The organism is Kribbella pratensis (assembly GCF_004365355.1).
GTDB lineage: Bacteria > Actinomycetota > Actinomycetes > Propionibacteriales > Kribbellaceae > Kribbella.
On record NZ_SODP01000002.1, the window covers coordinates 392,611 to 412,500 of the forward strand.

At 68.3% G+C, this 19,890-nt stretch carries 18 protein-coding genes; 3 read left to right on the forward strand and 15 right to left on the reverse strand.

Annotated features, from left to right (window positions below; translation table 11 throughout):
- Nucleotides 1-118 precede the first annotated feature (118 nt).
- Nucleotides 119-1,120 (forward strand): Gfo/Idh/MocA family protein, encoded by a 1,002-nt coding sequence (locus EV653_RS18520; protein WP_134104997.1) that lies wholly within the window; start codon nt 119-121, stop codon nt 1,118-1,120.
- Here the strand turns inward: EV653_RS18520 and EV653_RS18525 are convergent.
- Nucleotides 1,075-1,806, reverse strand: a complete 732-nt coding sequence (locus tag EV653_RS18525) for a CTP synthase C-terminal region-related (seleno)protein (RefSeq protein WP_134104998.1) — start codon at nt 1,804-1,806, stop codon at nt 1,075-1,077. The genes EV653_RS18520 and EV653_RS18525 overlap by 46 nt on opposite strands.
- A gap of 76 nt (nt 1,807-1,882) precedes the next feature.
- On the opposite strand from EV653_RS18525, the gene EV653_RS18530 reads away from it, so the two are divergent.
- A complete protein-coding gene (locus EV653_RS18530; RefSeq protein WP_134104999.1) occupies nt 1,883-2,776 on the forward strand; it encodes a LysR family transcriptional regulator in 894 nt (297 codons plus the stop codon).
- Here EV653_RS18530 and EV653_RS18535 read toward each other — a convergent pair.
- From EV653_RS18535 to EV653_RS18595, 14 genes are all read right to left on the reverse strand, one after another.
- On the reverse strand, nt 2,756-3,904 hold the full coding sequence (locus EV653_RS18535; RefSeq protein ID WP_134105000.1) for a phosphotransferase: 1,149 nt from the start codon (nt 3,902-3,904) through the stop codon (nt 2,756-2,758). The genes EV653_RS18530 and EV653_RS18535 overlap by 21 nt on opposite strands.
- A 153-nt stretch (nt 3,905-4,057) precedes the next feature.
- Complete coding sequence (locus tag EV653_RS42490; RefSeq protein ID WP_255510816.1) at nt 4,058-4,180, reverse strand: hypothetical protein; 123 nt, start codon at nt 4,178-4,180, stop codon at nt 4,058-4,060.
- A 224-nt stretch (nt 4,181-4,404) separates the two neighbouring features.
- A complete protein-coding gene (locus EV653_RS18540) occupies nt 4,405-5,907 on the reverse strand; it encodes a CoA-acylating methylmalonate-semialdehyde dehydrogenase (protein WP_134105001.1) in 1,503 nt (500 codons plus the stop codon).
- 34 nt (nt 5,908-5,941) lie between these two features.
- The gene (locus tag EV653_RS18545) at nt 5,942-6,949 is read right to left on the reverse strand and encodes a Gfo/Idh/MocA family protein (RefSeq protein ID WP_134105002.1); all 1,008 of its coding nucleotides are present in this window, start codon (nt 6,947-6,949) and stop codon (nt 5,942-5,944) included.
- The gene (locus EV653_RS18550; protein ID WP_134105003.1) at nt 6,946-7,806 is read right to left on the reverse strand and encodes an ATP-binding cassette domain-containing protein; all 861 of its coding nucleotides are present in this window, start codon (nt 7,804-7,806) and stop codon (nt 6,946-6,948) included. The genes EV653_RS18545 and EV653_RS18550 overlap by 4 nt, the downstream gene beginning before the upstream one ends.
- Complete coding sequence (locus EV653_RS18555) at nt 7,803-8,849, reverse strand: ABC transporter permease (protein ID WP_134105004.1); 1,047 nt, start codon at nt 8,847-8,849, stop codon at nt 7,803-7,805. The genes EV653_RS18550 and EV653_RS18555 overlap by 4 nt, the downstream gene beginning before the upstream one ends.
- Before the next feature lie 9 nt (nt 8,850-8,858).
- On the reverse strand, nt 8,859-9,854 hold the full coding sequence (locus EV653_RS18560; protein WP_134105005.1) for a sugar ABC transporter substrate-binding protein: 996 nt from the start codon (nt 9,852-9,854) through the stop codon (nt 8,859-8,861).
- Nucleotides 9,855-9,935: 81 nt separating this feature from the next.
- Entirely contained in the window at nt 9,936-10,829 is an 894-nt protein-coding gene (locus EV653_RS18565; RefSeq protein ID WP_134105006.1) for a sugar phosphate isomerase/epimerase family protein, read from the reverse strand.
- On the reverse strand, nt 10,829-12,742 hold the full coding sequence (iolD, locus tag EV653_RS18570; RefSeq protein ID WP_134105007.1) for a 3D-(3,5/4)-trihydroxycyclohexane-1,2-dione acylhydrolase (decyclizing): 1,914 nt from the start codon (nt 12,740-12,742) through the stop codon (nt 10,829-10,831). The genes EV653_RS18565 and iolD overlap by 1 nt, the downstream gene beginning before the upstream one ends.
- On the reverse strand, nt 12,739-13,650 hold the full coding sequence (gene iolB / locus EV653_RS18575) for a 5-deoxy-glucuronate isomerase (RefSeq protein WP_134105008.1): 912 nt from the start codon (nt 13,648-13,650) through the stop codon (nt 12,739-12,741). The genes iolD and iolB overlap by 4 nt, the downstream gene beginning before the upstream one ends.
- Nucleotides 13,647-14,525, reverse strand: a complete 879-nt coding sequence (locus EV653_RS18580) for a Cgl0159 family (beta/alpha)8-fold protein (protein ID WP_134106580.1) — start codon at nt 14,523-14,525, stop codon at nt 13,647-13,649. The genes iolB and EV653_RS18580 overlap by 4 nt, the downstream gene beginning before the upstream one ends.
- A gap of 1,634 nt (nt 14,526-16,159) precedes the next feature.
- A complete protein-coding gene (iolC, locus tag EV653_RS18585) occupies nt 16,160-17,101 on the reverse strand; it encodes a 5-dehydro-2-deoxygluconokinase (RefSeq protein WP_134105009.1) in 942 nt (313 codons plus the stop codon).
- The gene (locus tag EV653_RS18590) at nt 17,101-17,982 is read right to left on the reverse strand and encodes a sugar phosphate isomerase/epimerase family protein (RefSeq protein WP_134105010.1); all 882 of its coding nucleotides are present in this window, start codon (nt 17,980-17,982) and stop codon (nt 17,101-17,103) included. Before EV653_RS18590 ends, iolC begins: the two co-directional genes overlap by 1 nt.
- Before the next feature lie 42 nt (nt 17,983-18,024).
- Nucleotides 18,025-19,023, reverse strand: a complete 999-nt coding sequence (locus tag EV653_RS18595) for a Gfo/Idh/MocA family protein (protein ID WP_134105011.1) — start codon at nt 19,021-19,023, stop codon at nt 18,025-18,027.
- Nucleotides 19,024-19,152: 129 nt separating this feature from the next.
- Here EV653_RS18595 and EV653_RS18600 point away from each other — a divergent pair, with 129 nt between their 5' ends.
- Nucleotides 19,153-19,890, forward strand: a complete 738-nt coding sequence (locus EV653_RS18600; RefSeq protein ID WP_134105012.1) for a GntR family transcriptional regulator — start codon at nt 19,153-19,155, stop codon at nt 19,888-19,890.

Genomic DNA, 19,890 nt, shown 5'->3' on the forward strand with positions numbered 1-19,890 from the left:
GTCAGGCAGGATGGCACGTTCGCTGTCCGATCCGGGGGCTACCCTTACCGGCGGAACACGCGCCTCGTGGACGAACCGCCGTACGCCGCCCGTGCGGCCGACCCTCGAAGGAGAAGGCATGGAACCGTTGCGGATCGGGATCCTCGGTGCCGCCCGGATCTCGGGCCGGGCCATTGTCGAGCCGGCCAAGCTGACCGGCGCCCGGCTGGTCGCGGTCGCCGCGCGCGATGCCGACCGCGCCGAGGCCTTCGCCGCCGAGCACGGGGTCGAGCGGGTGCACGCGTCGTACCAGGCGGTGCTCGACGATCCCGAGGTCGAGGCGATCTACAACCCGCTGGCCAACGGCCTGCACGGGCCGTGGAACCTCAAGGCGCTTGCCGCGGGCAAACATGTGCTGACCGAGAAGCCGTCCGCCAGCAATGCTGCCGAGGCGATGCAGGTGCGGGACGCCGCCCACTCGACCGGACTGGTGTTCATGGAGGCGTTCCACTACGCGTACCACCCGGTGATGCGCCGTCTGCTTGAGCTGGTGGCCAAAGGTGAGCTCGGTGACCTGCAACACGTCGAGGCGACCATGGTGATGCCTCCACCGCCGGAGGACGACCCGCGCTGGTCCCTGCCGCTGGCCGGCGGCGCCGTGATGGACGTCGGTTGCTACGCGCTGCACGCCCAGCGGATGTTCGCGCCGTACGCCGGTGGTGCGCCGCAGCTCGTCAGCGCGCGGGCCGGCGAGCGGAAGCGGCTGCCTGGCGTGGACGAGTGGCTGAACGCCGACCTGGAGTTCCCGAACGGCGCGACCGGTGCGGTGCGGACGAGCATGGCGGCCGAGGAGCTCGAGTTCAGCCTGAAGGTCGTGGGCAGTCGCGGTGAGGCGTTCGCGCCGTTCTACGTGCTGCCGCAGCGCGACGACCGCGTGGTGGTGACGACCAAGGAGGACACCTGGGTCGAGCACCGCGGCACGCGTACGTCGTGGACGTATCAGCTCGAGGCCTTCACCGGCGCCGTCCGCAACGGCGCCCCGGTGCTCAGTGACGCCGACGACGCACTGGCGACGATGGAGCTCATCGATGCCTGCTACATCGCGGCCGGGATGACGCCGCGCCCGACGTCTGCCCTCTGAGCCGCGGCGCGTGCGAACGCCTGGACGAAGGGGTGCGGTCGCGTGCCGTCACCGGCCAGCTCCGGCTGGAACAACGTGGCGAGATAGAACGGGTGCTCGGGTAGCTCCGCGATGCGCGGATCGCCCTCGTCGTCATACCCGCTGAAGACCAGGCCGTGCTCGCGGAGCAGACCGAGCCTGGTGGTGTCGAGGCCGTACGAGCAGTGGTAGCGCTCCATCGATCGCTCGACGCCGAGGAGCGCGGCCGCTCGGGTGCCCGGCGTCACCTGGATCGCGCCCTCATGACCGTCGAGTGAGCACGCGAGCGGAACGATCAGCAGGTCGTCGGCGTCCGGCGTGCTCTCGCCGTGCTGGACCTCCGCCGCGCCGCAGGCGTTGCGGGCGAACTCGAGCATCGCGTGCTGGAATCCGGCACACGTGCCGAGGAACGGGATGCCGCTCTCGCGGGCGATGCGGATCGCGGTGATCGCGCCCGCCTCGCTGCGATACGGGCTGCCGGGAAGGAGCCAGATCCCGTCGAAGCCTTCGAGGGCCTCGTCCACCTGGTCGGTCGGGATCCAGTAGGCGTCGAAGTCGAGGTTGTCGCGGTCACGCAGGCGGTCGAGGAGCCCGGGTACGCGGACGTGCGAGCGGACATGCGGCGAGCGATCACCGACGAGGGCGATGCGTCCGGAGTAGAGGTTCATGGCTCCATCCTGGGCGCACTGCCGGTATCAGCGCCAACGATGATCTCTGCACTGTGCATAAGCGATACTGATCCACGTGGATCCTCATCTGCTGCGGACGTTCGTGACGGTCGCCGAGTGCGGCTCGTTCTCCGCCGCGGCAGAACGCCTCGGCTACACGCAGTCAGCCGTCTCCCAGCACATCTCCGCCCTGGAGAACGACCTGGGTACGCCGCTACTCCGCCGCCGCCCTGTCGCCCCGACCCCCGCCGGCGAACGCCTCCTCGAACACGCCGCCCCGATCCTCCTCCGACTGGCCACCGCCCGAGCCGACGTACGCCGCACCCTCGCCCAACCCCCAACCGCCCTAACCCTCGCCACCACCCCCCTGGCCACCTCCGGCACCACCGTGAACGCCCCGCCCCGGCCCGGTGCCCTGGCTGTGGCGTTGCGGGAGGTGCGGCGGGCGTACCCCGGGATCGGGGTGACGTTGACTGTTTGTGGTCGGGACGAGGTGGTGGAGGGTGTGGCCGCCGGGACCTTCGCTGTCGGGCTGGTCGACGGTGTGGCCGCGCCGAGCGACCCACTCCGGCTCTCGGACGCCCTGCACCTGCGAACCACGCCGGTCACCCACGACGCCCTGATTGTTGCCCTCTCCAACGATCATCCGCTGGCCCACCGGCGAGGCCTGTCCTTGCACGACCTCGCCGACGCCCGCTGGATCGACGCACCGGACCTGGCCGCGCCGCTCCCCGTACTCCGCGCAACCACCGGCTCCGACGGCTTCCGCCCCGCCTTCACCTACGCCGGCACCGACCTCCACACCCTCCTCACGCTGATCGCCGCCGGCCACGGCCTAGCCGTCCTGCCCAGCTCAGCCCCGGTTCAGACAGCCGTTCCCCTCACGAGCCCGCGCCTGGTCCACAGAACCGAACTCCTCCACGGCGACCTGTCGGAACCAGCTGCCCTTCTACGCTCGAACCTCAAGTAGTTGCTCAAGGCCCGCACGAGTCATCGGACGGTCGAGTACCCCGACAGCCTCGCGCTCGGCGAAATCCGCGTGGTCGGAGTCCTGCGGATCGATCGCCTCGCAGATCGCGTTGTACGCCCAGTTCAGCCAGCCGGTGATCGCCACGCTGAATGAGGAGAGCTCCATCGCCGGCCAGTCGCCGTACCCCTCCCGGAACGCCGTGAGCGCCTTGCGGTTGACGGTCGGCCGCATCACCCACTGCGTCAACGCCGACCCCAACTCCAACGCAGGCGTCATCGAGCCGGTGAAGTCCCACTCCATCACGATCAGCTCGTCGTCACGCCCCAGCCGGACATGCGTCGGGATCAGGTTGCTGTTGCAGAGGATGAGCTCAGCAGGCTGGATCTCGGCCTCGATCGTCTGCAGATCAAGCCACACCGGGAGAATCGCCTCGAACCGATCGGCCCACGGCTTGCCGGCGTTCCGAGCCCGTTCGAGCAGCTTGTCCCACTCGGTCGCGTCCCGCCGCCAGACCAGATACGGGCTCATCGGCATCTCGGTCGGGATCGCCAACGCATGCAACTTCCTGTACGCCGTACCCGCGCGTCGAGCCACCGCCGCAGACACCGGTAATGCCGGCGACGGACCCACCTCGAGCCACTCGTATACGCGCCAGTTCTCACCCTGCACGCCCTCGATCAGCCGACCGCACGGACTCCGTACGCCGACCGGCGCCGCCACGCCGACCTCTACCGCAGCATCCCGCAGCCGAGCACCAAGCTCGGCCTGCTCGTTGGTGATCCAGTCGAACACCGTGACCGCGAGCCAGCGCCCGCGATCGGTGGTCAGATCCCAGCACCGGCCCATCGACGTGAACGCAACAGGTCTGGGCTTGGCAGTCACCGTACCCAGACCAAAGGCTTCGGCGAGCGCCTCGGCGAGGCCGCCAGGTGCGGCGGGTGCGGCCGCCGCACGGCGTTCGACCTCCGCCTTCAAGCCCGGCCAGTCACGCAACCCGTACTCCGCGGCCAGCGCTCGCTGGGCGTCAGCGAGCGAGGCATCGGGTGTCGTCTCGCGCAACGCGGCCAGCAGGTCCTTGGCCTCTTTGCGCAGGAACTCGATACTCGGCCGATCGGGCAGCAGCTTCACAACGCATCCTCTCGCGCCCGGACTCGCACGGGCCACAAGAGCGCGTCAGCAGCTCAACCTGATGGGAACGTGAGGTGGCTTCCAGCCTTCCGGCGAGTCTCGACGCGTCCTCACGACGCCCTCAAGAAGTTACCCAACCTCGTTTTCCTTCGGTCAACGGCCGCTGTTCCGCGCCTGCTTGGTGGGTGGGATGATCGCGCTGTCAGCCGGCTTGGCCTTCGGCTGTTTGGGTTGCTTGGGTTTGCGGACCTCGCGGCCACCCTTGTTCTTCGACATGACGCACTCCCGGGGCTGATCTTCGCTGGCTTGGGCAGGGCCGACAGGCCCTTGGTACGCCGCGGTACTCCTCATGCCCCGGGGGTCGCTTTCGACGCTACACCTCGCTGCCCGTGCCGACTACGTGCAGACGGCTGAGCATGTCCTCGCCGCCGCCGATCGATGGCGCCCGGATTGACCGCTACGCCACCGATCGCCGAGCCAACTGCACCTGCTCCATGGAGTCAGTCGTGCGTCGGGAAGCCGAGGTTGATCCCGCCGTGGGACGGGTCCAACCAGCGCGAGGTGACGACCTTGCCGCGAGTGAAGAAGTGCACACCCTCGGTGCCGTGCGCGTGGGTGTCACCGAACAGCGAGTTCTTCCAGCCGCCGAACGAGTAATACGCCATCGGGACCGGGATCGGCACGTTGATACCGACCATCCCGACCTCGACCTCGTTCTGGAACCGTCGCGCCGCGCCGCCGTCGTTGGTGAAGATCGCCGTCCCGTTGCCGTACGGGTTCGAGTTCACCAGCTCGAGCGCCGAGTCGTACGACGCCGTACGCAGGACCGACAGCACCGGGCCGAAGATCTCGTCGGTGTAGATCGACATCTCCGGGGTGACCTTGTCGAACAGGGTCGGACCGAGCCAGAACCCGTCGGCCGCGCCGTCGAAGTCACCCTCGCGCCCGTCGACGACCAGCTCGGCGCCTTCGTCGACCCCGGCAGCGACGTACCCGGAAACCTTGTCGCGGTGTGGACCGGTGACGAGCGGGCCCATGTCGCAGCCGCGCGTCCCGTCGCCGGTCTTCAGCTTCGCCATCCGATCCTTGATCTTGCCGATCAGCTCGTCCGCGATCGGCTCGACCGCGACCAGCGCGGAGATCGCCATGCAGCGCTCACCGGCCGAACCGAATCCGGCGTTCACGGCGGCGTCGGCGGCGAGGTCGAGATCCGCGTCGGGCAGCACGATCATGTGGTTCTTCGCGCCGCCGAGTGCCTGCACGCGCTTGCCGTTCTTGGTGCCGTTCTCGTAGACGTACTTGGCGATCGGGGTCGAGCCGACGAACGAGACCGACTTGATGTCCGGGTGCTCGAGCAGGCGGTCGACGGCCTCCTTGTCGCCGTGCACGACGTTGACCACACCGTCCGGCAGGCCGGCCTCCTTCCACAGCTCGGCCATCGCGTTCGCCGCCGACGGGTCCTTCTCGGACGGCTTGATCACCACACTGTTGCCGCAGGCAACGGCGATCGGTACGAACCACATCGGCACCATGGCCGGGAAGTTGAACGGCGAGATCACTGCGCAGACACCGAGCGGCTGGCGGATCGAGTACACGTCGACGTTCGTCGACACACCCTCGCTGTACCCGCCCTTGAGCAGGTGCGGGATGCCGCAGGCGAACTCGATCACCTCAAGACCGCGGGTCACCTCGCCGAGCGCGTCGGACAGCACCTTGCCGTGCTCGGCGGTGATGATCGCCGCGATTCGCTCCTTGTCCCGGTTCACGAGCTCGCGGTACGCGAACAGGACCTGGGCGCGTTTGGTGAGCGAGGTGTGCGCCCACGCCTTGGAGGTCTCGTGAGCGACCTTGACGACCTCGTCGACGGTCGCCGCCGAGGCCAGGTCCAACTCACCGGTGACCTGGCCCGTCGCCGGGTTGTAGACCTTGCTGGTCCGCTCGGCCACGCCGGTCCACGGGCTGCCACCGACGAGATGGGTGATGCGCTTGATCTCAGTACTCACGATGCTTCCTCACTGCCGGATTCCTGAAGGTGATTCATCCGAGGACCTTGCTGCTGTCGACCAGCGTGACGTCTACCGGTCTACCAGAGCTGAGCGACTCGAGGGCCGCCTCGCAGACGGCGGCCGCGGCGTAGCCGTCCCAGGCGCTCGGCCCGTCGATCTCACCGCGCGCGGTGGCATCGACCCAGCGCTGGACCTCGATGTCGTACGCCTGCTCGAACCGCACCCGGAAGTCGGCCGGCATCGCGCCGCCCCACTGCCCGCCGGCCCGGGTAAACACGCCGGACCCGAGCCCGATCGTCGCGCTCCCGCGCTCGGCAACAGCCTCACACCGGACCTCGTACCCGACCTGGAAGTTCACGAACACCTCCACGTCGGCCATCGCGCCGTTCGCCAGCTCGAACAGGGCCAGCTGCGGATCGAGCACCCCGTCCGCGACGAGGCTGGTCGGCTGCGGCGTACTGACGGTGATCCGGGTGATCTCCGAGCCGAACAACCAGCGTGCGACGTCGACCTCGTGCACCATCGAGTCCCGCACGATCATCTCGCTGCGGAACGTCGCGGAGGCCGACTTGTTCCGGTGGACGTTGTGCAGCAGCAACGTCCGCCCGAGCTCACCCGAGTCGAGCAGTTGCTTCATGGCGGCGTACTCCGGATCGAAGCGCCGCATGAACCCGACCTGGATCAACTGCCGTCCGAGCTTGTGCTCCGTCTCGACGACCTGCAATGCCGACGCGGCGTCCATGGTCAGCGGCTTCTCGCACAGCACAGGCTTGCCGTGCTCCAGACAAGCGAACAGTTGCTCGGCGTGCGCAAATCCGGGTGAAGCGAGGATCACCGCGTCGACCTCGTTGCTCGCGATCAGCTCGAGCGGGTCGGCCACGACGCGAGCGTCGAGCCTCGATCCGAGGTCCTCGGCCCGCGCCAGATCGGGATCCGACACCGCGACCAGGCGCGCACCCGCCGTCTTCCGCACGATTCGCTCGGCATGGTCGGCGCCCATCACCCCCACGCCGACGACCCCGACCCGCAGATCGCTCATGTGTCCTCCTGCCGCTGGGATTCATTCTCCACGACCAGTTCAGGGTTGACGCTGCGCAGTTCGTGGCTCAGAGCTTCGAGCTCGGAGCCGCCTGCCATCTCGGTCGTCAACTGCTCCAGCGTGATCTCCGACCGGTGCGTGTCGAGCGCGACCCGGCCCAGCTTCAGGACGACGAAGTGGTTCCCGACCAGGTAGGCGTGATGCGGATTGTGCGTGATGAAGATGACCCCGATCCCCGCGTCGCGCGCCCTCACGACGTACTTCAGCACGACCCCGGACTGGTTAACGCCGAGGGCTGCGGTCGGCTCGTCGAGGATCAGCACCTTCGCCCCGAAATGGATCGCGCGTGCGATCGCGACGCACTGCCGCTGACCGCCCGACAGCTTGCCGACCGGCTGTTCGAGGTCGGGGATCGAGATCCCCATCTTCGTCAGCTCCTCCTGCGCGATCCGCTTCATCTTGGTCGAGTCCAGCTGCCGGAACGGACCCTTGGTGATCTCGTTGCCGAGGAAGAAGTTGCGCCAGACCGACATCAGCGGCGCCAGCGCGAGGTCCTGGTAGACGGTCGCGATGCCGCTGTCCAGCGACTCCCGAGGCGAGCCGAAGTGCCGCTCCTCACCGTTCACCGACATTCGCCCCGAGGTGTAGTCGTGCAGGCCGGCGATGATCTTGATCAGCGTCGACTTCCCCGCGCCGTTGTCCCCGAGCACGCAGGTGATCTCACCTTGGCGGACCGACAACGACACCCCGCGGAGCGCGTTGATGTTCCCGTAGCTCTTGCCGACCTCCTCCAGCAGCACGATCGGCGTGTTGGGGCTGGCGGAGGCTTCGTCCGCGAACGAGTCCGTCGTGGTCATCGTGCCTCCGCCCTGTTCTTGACGACGAGGTTGACAATGGTTGCCAGCAGCAACATAACCCCGAGGAACGCCTTGAACCAGTCCGGGTTCCAGCCGGCGTACACGACACCGAGCTGGACCATTCCGAAGATCAGCGCGCCGACCGCGGCACCGACCACGGACCCGTAGCCGCCGGTGAGCAGACACCCGCCGACGACCGCCGCGATGATGTACAGGAACTCCTTCCCGACACCTTCACCGGACTGCACCACGCCGTTCTGCACGAACAGCAGCTGCATGCCGGTGAACCAGGCGAAGAACCCGACCGTCATGAACAGCCCGATCTTCACCTTCCGGACCGGTACGCCGACCGCGCGCGCCGCCGCCGCGTCGCCGCCGACCGCGAAGATCCAGTTGCCTATCTGGGTCCGCTGCAGTACCCAGGCCGCGATCGCGACGAACACGATCCACCAGACGACGATGATCTTGATCGTCACGCCACCGATTTTGAACTCCGACGCGAAGATCGCCTTCGCCGCGTTGAACCCGTCCATGTCGCTGATCGAGTTCGACGCCACGGCGCCGGAGGCCAGCCGGGTGACCGCGATGTTGAGGCCTTGCAGGATGAAGAACGTGCCCAGCGTCACCAGGAAGCTGGGCAGTCCCGTCCGCATCAGCAGCCAGCCGTTGAACGCGCCGATCGCCAGCGAGAGCACCAGGGCGACTAGTACGCCGACCCACACGTTCACGCTGAACTGGTACGCGAACAGACCCGCCGTCAGACCGGCCGTCGTCACCGCGACACCCGCCGAAAGGTCGAACTCGCCGCCGATCATCAGCAGCGAGACCGGCACCGCCATCACGCCGATCAGCGCGGCTTGGTAGAGGATCGTGCCGGTGTTGTTGATCTCGCGGAACGGCGGTGCGGCGATCAGGAAGAACACCAGGATGACAGCCGCGCCGACCAGCGATCCGATCTCCGGCCGGCTGAGCAGTCGTGCCCCGAGGGACCGCGCGGAGACGCGGTCGTCGGCCGAAGCCGGTGAGGTGATGGTCGATGCCATGGCGTTACCTCAACGGGTCCCGGCTTCGGCGAACTTCTGCACCGCCGCGATGTTGGACTTGTCGATGAACGCCGGCCCCGTCAGCGTGGCCTCGCCACCGCCGATGGTGTTGCCGTTGGTCCGGTAGAGCCAGATCGCGTCGATCGCAAGGTAGCCCTGCAGGTACGGCTGCTGGTCGACGGCGAACTGCACCGTGCCGTCCGCGACCGCCTTGGCCATCTCCTTGCTCATGTCGAAGCTACCGATCTTGGCCGACGATCCCGCGTCCTTCGCGGCCGCTACGGCGGTCAGTGCGATACCGGCGTTCAGCGCGACGACGTAGTCGGCGGTCTTGTCCTGCTGCAGCTTCGACGTCAGCGTCGCCTGCGTGCCCGGCTGGTCGGTGCCGTTGACGTTGACGTTCTCTGTGGTCGGCAGCTTGTCCTTGATGCCCTGGCAGCGCGCCTCGAGGCTGACGTTGCCCTGCTCATGGATGACGCAGAGGACCTTCTTCGCGCCGAGTTGCTTGAGCTTCTCGCCCGTAGCCTGACCGGCGATCCGCTCGTCCTGACCGAAGTACCCGAGCGCTCCGGTGGTCTTCCACTGGTCGAGGCCACCGTTCAGGATCGTCACCGGGATGCCGGCCGCGATCGCCTTCTTGACGTTCGGGATCACCGCGTCGGGCTTGTTCAGCGTCACGGCGATGCCGTCGACCTTGGAGTCGATCGCGGTCTGCACGAGGTTGGCCTGCGCGGCGCCGTCCGGGTCGGCGGAGTACTGCAGCTCGATGTTGTCCTTCTTCGCGGCCGCCTCGGCGCCGCGCCGGACGATGTCCCAGAAGGTGTCGCCCGGGCCCGAATGGGTGATCAGGGCAACCTTCATACGCGGGGTGTCGGCGACGTTCCCGCCACTGCCGCCGGAGCTCTGCTCCGACTGCTTGCCCCCCGACGAACTACATGCCGCCAGTGCCGCGGCCAGCGCAACCGCGGCGCCCGCGGCCACCGCCTTCTTCTGCCACCGAACCATGACTTCGACCAGCCTTTCCGATTTACCGCGGCGAGGCCGCGGACTTGCGTGGGACCAGAGAGTGTCACACTCCACCGGCCGTCAGCTCGATACGGCACCCCCGAATGCAGTGAGATATGCCAACGTCCGCTCCGCGATCGGCAGCGGTACGTCTGGCGGGCACGGATACATGTCCTGCTCGACGATGGCGAACACGTCGTTGTCCAGAGCGGCCACCGCGTCGAGCACCGGCGGCAGCTCGGGTACGCCGTTGGGCGGCTCGCACATCACGCCCCGTCGTACGGCCTCATCGACGCTCAAACCCTCGGCGTCGACCTCGGCCAGAACATTCGGATCCACCTGCTTGAGGTGGAGGTAGCCGATCCGCTCCGGGTACTTCCGGATCAGCTCGAGGTTGTCGCCGCCGCAGTAACTGATATGCCCAGTGTCCAGGCACAGATTGACGTAGGTTGCGTCGGTCTCCTCGAGGAGGCGCTCGACGGTGTCCTGCGTGTCGATATGCCCGTCCGCGTGCGGGTGGTACTGCGTTTGCAGCCCGAACTCCTCCGCCAACCGGCGACCCAGCTCGGTCACGGCCTGCCCGTGCTTGGCCTGCCCCTCATGGTCCAATCGCTCCTCGACGATCTCGCCGTTGTCGCCGCGCCACATCGACGGCATCACGACCAGATGCTTCGCGCCCATCGCAGCGGTCAGCTCGGCAGTTCTTGCGACGTCCCGCCAGGTCGATTCCCAACCGTCCGGGCGGTGTAGCTGCTCGAACGTCGTACCAGCGGTGATGGTGAGACCGCGCCGGTCCAGCTCGTCCTTCAGCCGCACGGGATCGGTCGGGAGGTAGCCGTATGGCCCGAGCTCGATCCGCGTGTACCCGGCCGCGACGACCTCGTCGAGGAACCGCGTCCACGGTGTCTGCTGCGGATCATCGGCGAACCAGACGCCCCAGGAGTCCGGCGCTGTGCCGATGCTGATCTTGCCCATCAGCTGTTTCCTTCGGCCGGGGTGAGGTACGGACGTTGGGTCTTCTTGCTTTCCTCGTACGCCGCCGAGGCAGCTTGCGTGGACTGCAGCTCGGACACCTCGCTGACCGGAACGTCCCACCAGGAATCGCTGTCCGGACCGCCGATCAGCGGGTCGGTGGTGACGTGGATCGCGATCGGTCCGGTTGCCGCCTTGGCGGTCTGGATCGCCTTCTCGAGCTCCGGGCGGCTGTGGACGTCGATCACCTCGACGCCGAAGCTGCGAACGTTCGCCGCGAGGTCGACGGGCAGGTAGTCGCCGTCGAGCCGCCCGTCGCCGGTGCGCTTGCGGTACGCCGTACCGAACCGCTGGGAGCCGAGCGACTCCGACAGCGCGCCGATCGACGCGAAGCCGTGGTTCTGGACGAGAACCACGATGATCTTGAGGTTCTCCTGGACCGCCGTCGCGAGCTCGCTGGACATCATCAGGTACGACCCGTCGCCGACCAGGACGAACACATCGCGATCCGGCGCGCCGAGGCGGACACCGAGTCCGCCCGCGATCTCGTATCCCATGCAGGAGAAGCCATATTCGACGTGGTATCCCTTCGGATCGCGCGTCCGCCACAGTTTGTGGAGGTCACCCGGCATCGAGCCGGCCGCGCAGACAACCACATCAGACGCCGCCGACAATTCGTTGACGGCACCGATCACCTCGCCCTGCGTCAGCAGGCCTTCCGCCAACTTCGCGGTGATCTCCGCGGAGGGCCGGAAAACTGCGTCCACAGTTCCGTTCCAGTTCCTTGTGAGTTCCTGGGCCTCGGCTGTGTACTTGGCATCCACCGACCACTCGCCCAGCGCCGATCCCAGCAGAACAAGGGCTTCCCGCGCATCGGCCACAACCGGAAGGCCAGCATGCTTACCACTGTCGAAGCGCGCGACGTTGATGTTCACGAACCTGACCTGCGGGTTCGCGAACGCGGTCCGCGACGCCGTCGTGAAGTCGCTGTAGCGAGTGCCGATCCCGATCACCAGGTCGGCGTCACGAGCCAGAGCGTTGGCCGCCGTGGTCCCGGTCGAGCCGACCGCGCCCACCGACTGCGGGTGGTCGTAGCGCAGAGATCCCTTACCTGCCTGGGTTTCCGCCACCGGAATGCCGGTCCGCTCGGCGAACTCGCGCAACGCATCCTCGGCTCCCGAGTAATGCACGCCACCGCCCGCGACGATCAGCGGTCGCTGCGCGGACCGTAGGAGATCTGCCGCCTTGTCGACAATTGATGCCTCCGGCAATGGTCGTGCGACGTACCAGGTGCGCTCGGCGAAGAGCTCATCCGGCCAGTCGAACGCCTCGGCCTGGACATCCTGCGGCAGGGCCAGCGTGACCGCGCCGGTCTCGACCGGATCCGTCAGCACCCGCATCGCGTTCATCAGTGCCGAGGGCAACTGTTCGGGTCGCCAGACCCGGTCGAAGTACTTGGACACCGGGCGGAACGCGTCGTTGACCGAGACGTCACCGGCGCCGAAGCTCTCCAGCTCCTGCAGCACGGGTGTCGCCACCCGGGTTGCGAACACGTCCGAAGGGAGGATCAGCACCGGCAGCCGGTTGATTGTTGCGAGGGCCGCGCCGGTCACCATATTGGTCGAGCCCGGGCCGACGCTGGCTGTGCAGGCGTAGGTCTGGAGCCGGTCACGGGTGCGTGCGAAGGCTGCCGCGGTGTGCACCATGGCCTGCTCGTTACGGGCCAGGATGTACGGCAGCGCCTTCGGGTCCTCGAGCTCCGACTGCAGGAGCGCCTGGCCGACCCCGGCGACGTTGCCGTGCCCGAAGATGCCCAGGCATCCGGCGATCAGCCGCTGCCGGACCCCGTCCCGCTCCGAGTACTGGACGCTCAGGAATCGCACCAGCGCCTGGGCGACCGTGAGACGCACCGTCATAGCTCATCTCCTCCGACAGATTCTTCTTTTCCGAAAGGCAGGCGCGGATCGATATGTTGGGTGTTCCACAGCTCGCGGACCCAGGCGTGCTGCGGGTCGTCGGTGATCAGCCACTGGCGCTCGGTGCCGGGGCCGGCCATCACGTTGAGGTAGTACATGTCGTAGCCGGGCGGTGCCATCGCCGGGCCGTGCCAGCCGTGCGGGACGAGCACCAGATCGCCGCTGCGGACCTCGGCGAGCACGTCGATCGGCCGGTCGTCGGTCCCGTAGACCCGCTGGTAGCCGATCGGATCGTTGCCCTTGACACCTTCCGGTACGTCGTCGGACAGCTGCAGCTCGAAGTAGTAGATCTCCTCGAGCTCGCTCTCCTTCCCCGGCTTGTGCTCGTCGTGCTTGTGCGGCGGATACGACGACCAGTTGCCGGCCGGCGTGATCACCTCGCAGGCGATGATCGAGTCGGCGTCGAGCACACCGGGTATGCCGAAGTTCCGAACCTGGCGGGAGGAGACGCCCGCGCCGCGCAGTTCGGTCTCGACGTCGTCGGCCGCGATCCGCTGGAACGGGACGTCCTTCGCAGCCTTGGCGTTCGGCAACGCGATCCTCGCGCCACCTGCGCTGACGACTGCGAATGTCGTACCGCGCGGGACGTAGGCGAGGTCCGTCGCCCCGGCGAAGACATCAGCGCGGCCGGCGAGCGGGACCGACTCGCCGTCGATGATCACCTCGGCCGATCCACTGAGCGGGAGAACGATGTACTCGCAGTCGCCGGTGTCGATCTCGACCGACTGGCCTGGGAGCAGGGTGCGGATCGACAGGCCGCTGTGATGCCAGTCGGGCTCGCCCGGTCGGACCATCACCTCGAAGCCTTCGTACGCCGTCGAGCCCGCGCGACGGAACCACTCGGTCATGCGACACCTCCGTGGACGAGCATTGCGGCGTGGTCGACTGCTGCGGCGACATCGCCGTCGGGTGGGAAGAGGAGCGCCCGGCCGACCACGAGGCCACGTACGGAGGGGAGGCCAAGCGCCTTACCCCACGACGCGTACGTCGCTTCCGGTGCGACCGTTGGGTCGCCGCCGAGGAGCAAGGTCGGGAGGGTTGTTGCCTCCATCACCCTCTCCAATTCGTCGACCACCGGCAGCTTGAGCCAGGTATACGCGCTCGTCGCGCCGAGGGCGGAGGCGATGTGGATCGATTTGATCACCGAGTCCGGGTCGAGCAGGTTCGTCACCCGGCCGTCCTCGGCGCGGGTCGACCAGAACGGTTCGACCATCGCCATCAGCTTGTGCTCGGCGAGACCGGTGACGGCCGCGGCGCTGGACTCCAACGTGGTCACGGTTCCAGGGTCGCCAAGATCGATGCGAGTCAGCATCTTTCCGCCATCCAGTCGGCGGCTGGCGATCTCGTCCGCCGTGCGGTACGCGGTGAAGCGGTCGTCCACCTCGAACGCGGCGCCTTGCAGACCGCCGCGGTTCATCGAGCCAATGACGACCTTGCCTTCCAACGCCCCCAGGAGCAGAAGGTCTTCGAGGATGTCCGGAGTTGCGAGGACACCGTCTACGCCGGGACGCTCCAATGCGGTCATCAGTCGAGTGATCAGGTCCGGGCGGCTGGCCATCGCCATCCGGTCACCACGTACCCCGAGTGCACCGCGGGCCGGGTGGTCTGCAGCAACAATCAGCAGTCGTCCGTCGTCGCCCACCAACGCCCGCGTCCGCCGCTGCTGCCACGCTTCAGCCAGCCGTTCCGGATGCCGCACCCGAATCTCAGTAAGCTCCGCCAGCCGCTCCCCATACCCCTGCCACCGCACCTGCCCAGCCTGCTCCGCAGGCAACTCAAGTCCCCCGATCACCGTCGTCTGCCCATCCCCCAACCACTCCCCACCCTGCTCCCCCACACCCCGCTCAACGGTCGACTCAGCCCCGGAATGCACCACCCCCACCGACTCCGCCGCCCCACCCATATCCACCTGCTGACCAGCCCCAGCCGAGGACCCGGGCGCGCCGCCCACACCACCCGTGTTGGACGCGCCAAGCCCACCCGAGCTCGCGGCATCCGCGAAGGTGTCAGGCGCGCCCGGGTTCGCGGGGTCAGGGAACGCGCCAGGCGCGCCCGGGTTAGCGGGGTTGGCGAAGGCGCCGGGGACGCCAGGCGTGCCGGTCGCGTCCGCGCTCACGGCGTTGTCGAACGTTCCGGGGGCGCCGGTGCCGTCGGTGCCGGCCACACTAGGGGTCGCGGGGTCGGCGAAGGCACCGGGCGTGCCGGAGTTGGCGAAGGTGCCAGCGGTGGCGGGGGCTGACTCCGGGGCGATGACCGTCGCCTCGTCCTGCCAGGCCGGAGCCCCGCCCTGCGGGGGGTTGCTGTGCCCCGGGTCGTCGGCAGCAGCCGTGAGATCGTTCGCACCCGACTGCGCCGCAAACGGCGAGTCGCTCGGCACGCCCCCGTGAGCAACCGTCGGGTCATTCGCCCCGGAGCCCGAGCGCTGCACGACAACCGTCGGATCGTTCACACCCGCCTCCGTCGCAAACGGAGAGTCATAGGGTGTGTGCGCGACCGTCGGGTCGTTCGTGCCTGGCTGTGATGCGAATGGCGAATCGCTCGGCGTGCCCCGGTGAGCGGCCGTCGGATCGCCGGCGCCTGGAGATGCCTGCCGTGCGTCCGGCTGCGGCGCGAACGGCGAGTCGCTCGGCGCGGCCTCGTGGGCAACCGTCAGGTTGTTCGACCCGGGGGCTGGACGCTGGGCTATGACAGTCGGGTCGCTCGCACCCGACTGTGGCGCGAACGGCGAGTCGCTCTGGGAGCCGCCCTGGGCGAGCGTCGGATCGCCCGCGCCTGGAGCTGCCTGGTGTGCTGGGCGTGTGGGCGAGCCGGGATGCTGCGCAGCAGTCGTCGGGTCAGTCGCACCCCGCTGCGGCGCGAACGGCGAGTCGCTCGGGGTGCCGCGCTGCGCGACGGCTGGGTCGTTGGCACTCGGCTGCGGCGCGAAAGGCGACTCACTCGACGCGCCGCGCTGGGCGGCCGTCGGGTCATTCGACCCGGGGGCTGGACGCTGGGCTATGACAGTCGGGTCGCTCGCACCCGGCTGCGGCGCGAACGGCGAGTCGCTCGGCGCGCTGCGGTAGGCCTCCGTCGGGTCGTTCGAGCCGTGGCCAGGGCGCTGGGCGCCAACAGTTGGGTCGTTCGCGCCCGGCTGTGGCGCGAATGGTGAGTCGCTGGGGACCCCGCGGTACGCAGCGGTCGGGTCGTTCGCAGCTGGCTGAGGCGCGAACGGCGAGTCGGTGGGGGTGGCGCGGTTGACCGCGATTGTGGGGTCGTTGGGGGCGGGGTCGTGGATGGTTTCTTCGGTCGGGGTTGGGGTGGGGCGATGGATGGGGATGGGGCGGGCGTCTTCGTCGTACGGGTCCTGGTCTCGTTTGGTCATGAGGGGTCACCCAACTTGGACAGGACTTCTTCGGTGGTGGGCATGGCGGTGGAGCATTCGAGGCGGGAGGCGACGATGGCGCCGGCGATGTTCGCGAAGCGGATGACCTTTTCCAGCGGCCAGCCCGAGAGCAAACCGTGGCAAAGCGCGCCGCCGAAGCCGTCGCCGGCGCCGAGTCCGTTGACCACCTCGACCGGGTACGGCGGGACCTCGACGCGCTCATCGCGGGTACGTGCCAACGTCCCACGCGGCCCCTGCTTCACCACGGCGAGCTCCAGCCCACGATCGAGCAGCGCCTGCGCCGCCTTGTCGGGGTCCGTCTCGCCGACCGCGACCTCACACTCCTCGCGGTTGCCCACAGCAACCGTGCAGTAGTCCAGCGCCCGCGACACCTGCTCGTGCGCCTCGCTCGGATCGGCCCAGAACATCGGCCGGTAGTCGAGGTCGAGCACGGTGATCGGCCTCCGCTCACGCGCCTCCCACGCCGCGAAGTGCGCCGACCGCGACGGCTCCGCGGACAACCCGGTGACCGTCGACCAGTAGATCCGCGCCTCCCGGATCGCGTCCAGGTCGAGCTCGGACGGGTTGATCACCAGGTCCGGCGCCTTCGGGAACCGGTAGAAGTACAGCGGGAAGTTGTCCGGCGGGAAGATCTCGCAGAACGTGATCGGCGTAGGCAGCCCGTCGACCGGCGAGACAAACCGATCGTCGACGCCGAGCTCACCCAGCGTCCGGTGGATGAACGTCCCGAACGGATCGTTCCCGGTCCGGCTGATCACCGCCGACTTCCGCCCGTGCCGCGCCGCCGCGACCGCCACATTCGTCGCGCTCCCGCCGAGGAACTTCCCGAACGACTCCACATCCTCGAGATGCGTCCCGGCCTGCAACGGATACAGGTCGACCCCGATCCGCCCGATCGTCAGTACGTCGTCCACCATCAGACCCGACCCGCAATCTCCCGCAAGTGCGCGATGCTCGTCCGTACGTCGACCACTGGCCCCTCGCCGGTCGGCCGCTCCGGCAGGATCGTGTCCTGCTCCAGCACGTACCAACCGTCGTACCCGGCCTGCTCGAGCGTCCCCACGATCGTGGCGATATCGATGTCTCCGGCACCCAACGGCCGATACATCCCTTGCCGTACGGCGTCCGTGTAGCTGACCGAGCCCGCCTGCACTCGCGCCGCCCAGGTGGCGTCGACGTCCTTCAAGTGCGTGTGGCGTACGCGGTCCGTGTGCTTGACCACCAGTGCGACCGGGTCGACGCCGCCGATCAGCAGGTGACCGGTGTCGAGCGTGAGACCGATCGACGACCCGCTCACCACGTGGTCGACGTCGTCAGCGTTCTCGACCATCGTGCCGACATGCGGGTGGATCGTCGCGAGTACGCCCCGAGCGGCCGCAAGCTCTGACAGCTTGTCAAGGTTGCCCAGCAACGTGCTCCACCCGGTCTCGTCCAGCACCGGGCGGTCGTCGTACCCGTCCTGCCCGGTCGCGGCCGCGAGCACCAGCGTGGTCGCGCCGGCGGCGACGAAGCCCTCGAGTGCCGTGGCAACCGACGGAGCAGGATCGTACGACGGATCGTGCAGCACGACCGGAACGAAGCCGCCGACCGCCCGAAGACCCACATCTGCAAGGGTTTTCGCCTTCTCGGCCGGATCCACCGGCAGGAATCCGTCCGGTCCGAACTCGGTCGCGGCGAGGCCGACCTCGCGCATCTCGGCGAGCACCGTCTGCGGGTCGTACTGCCATCCCCACCCGGGTACCTCGCACACACCCCAAGAGATCGGGGCGCCTGCGATCCTGTGCACCAGGTCAGTCATCGACCGGTCTCCTCTGCTGGTGAACGATTGCTAGTGAACGGTTCATGCGATCTCATCCAGGCTCACGACGCGATTCTCGCGCCGGGACAGCTCACACGCGTCCGCCGTACGGAACGCCTGATACGCGTCCCGCACCGTGCACGGGACCTCGCGGGCGCCGGCGACGACCTCGGTGAAGGCGGCCAGCTCCGCGGCGTACGCGAGGCGGAAGCGGTCCATGAACGTCGCATGCGGCTGACCGCTCGGGAAGGTCACGCCCTCCTCGGCCGAGCGCAGTGCGGTGTGCTCGTCCAGCCCGACCGCGATCGAACCGAGGCTGCCGAGCACCTCCATCCGTACGTCGTGGCCGGCCGCGTTGTAGCGCGTGCCGCTGACCGCGACGAACGTGCCGTCGTCCAGGGTCAGCAGCGCAGCCGCCGCGTCCACGTCGCCGTACTCACCGAAGAAGGACTCGCCGCGGTTCGCACCGGTCGCGTACGCGCTGACCACCTCGCGGCCGGTGACGAACCGGATGATGTCGAAGTCGTGCACGGTGCAGTCGCGGAAGAACCCGCCGCTGGTCGGGATGTACTCCGCCGGCGGCGGGAACGCGTCGTTCGTGTTCGCGCGGATGTGGTGGATGAACCCGAGCTCGCCGGACCGGACCTGCGCCGCGGCCGTCTGGTACCCATGGTCGAACCGGCGCTGGAAGCCGATGTGCACCGGTACGCCGGCCTTCTCGACCAGCTCGACCACGCGCTTGGTCTCGGCCAGGTCGATCGCCACCGGCTTCTCACAGAACGTCGGGATCCCGGCCGCCACCGCGGCCGCGATCAGCTTCGCGTGCGCCGAGGTCGCGGCCGCGATGACGAAGCCGTCCGGACGGCTCGCCAGCAGCGTGTCGACGTCGGGTGCGAACTCCAGCCCGAGATCCTTCGCGACGAGCTCCGCCCGGCCCGGGTCCGCGTCGGCGACGACCACCTGATCCACCGCCGGCAAACCCTTGAGCGTCGCGGCGTGGAACGCCCCGATCCGCCCGACCCCGACCAACCCGATCCGCATTCCGGTCACCTCTCCGCTCGCCCGTCAGCACGCCTCCGTCAGCTTCCCCGGGAGGCAGCAGAGTGTCAACACTTTGTTAACACATTTTCACGTCACGACATACATACCTTGATCATGTAACATCCGCCCATGGTTGCTCTTCCGGTCAGTATCGATCGGGCCAGCCCGGTGCCGCTGTATCACCAACTGGCCGAGCAGTTGACGTCCGCCATCACCGACGGCTCGCTCCGCCCGGGCGATCCGTTCGAGAACGAGATCGCCATGTCGGACCGGCTCGGCCTGTCCCGGCCGACCGTGCGCCGCGCGATCGCCGAGCTGGTCAACCAGGGTCTGCTGGTCCGCCGGCGCGGCATCGGCACCACGGTTGCGAGCCAGATGGTGCACCGCAAGGCCGAGCTGACCAGCCTGTACGAGGACCTCGAGCGGGAGGGCCGGACTCCCCGCACGGAGGTCCTGTCCCTCGACTGCGAAGCGCAGGACGACCGCGCCGCGACGGTCCTGGAGCTCCCGCCCGGCACCCCGCTGGTTTCGATCGTCCGGCTTCGCTACGCCGACGACGTACCACTCGCGATCATGCGCAACTGGTTGCCGCCGGCCCTCAACGACCTCACGCTGGAACAACTCACGCACGAGGGCCTGTACGCCGTACTCCGGGCCCGCGGCATCCGCCCGACGGTCGCCCGCCAGCGCATCGGCGCCCGCAACGCCACCGCCGACGAGCGCCGTACGCTCCACATGTCCAAGGCCGAGCCGCTCGTCACCATGACCCGCTCGGCCTACGCCGCCGACGGATCCCCGATCGAATACGGCAACCACTGCTACCGCGCCGACCACTACTCCGTCGACGTGGTGGTCTCCGAGCGCTGA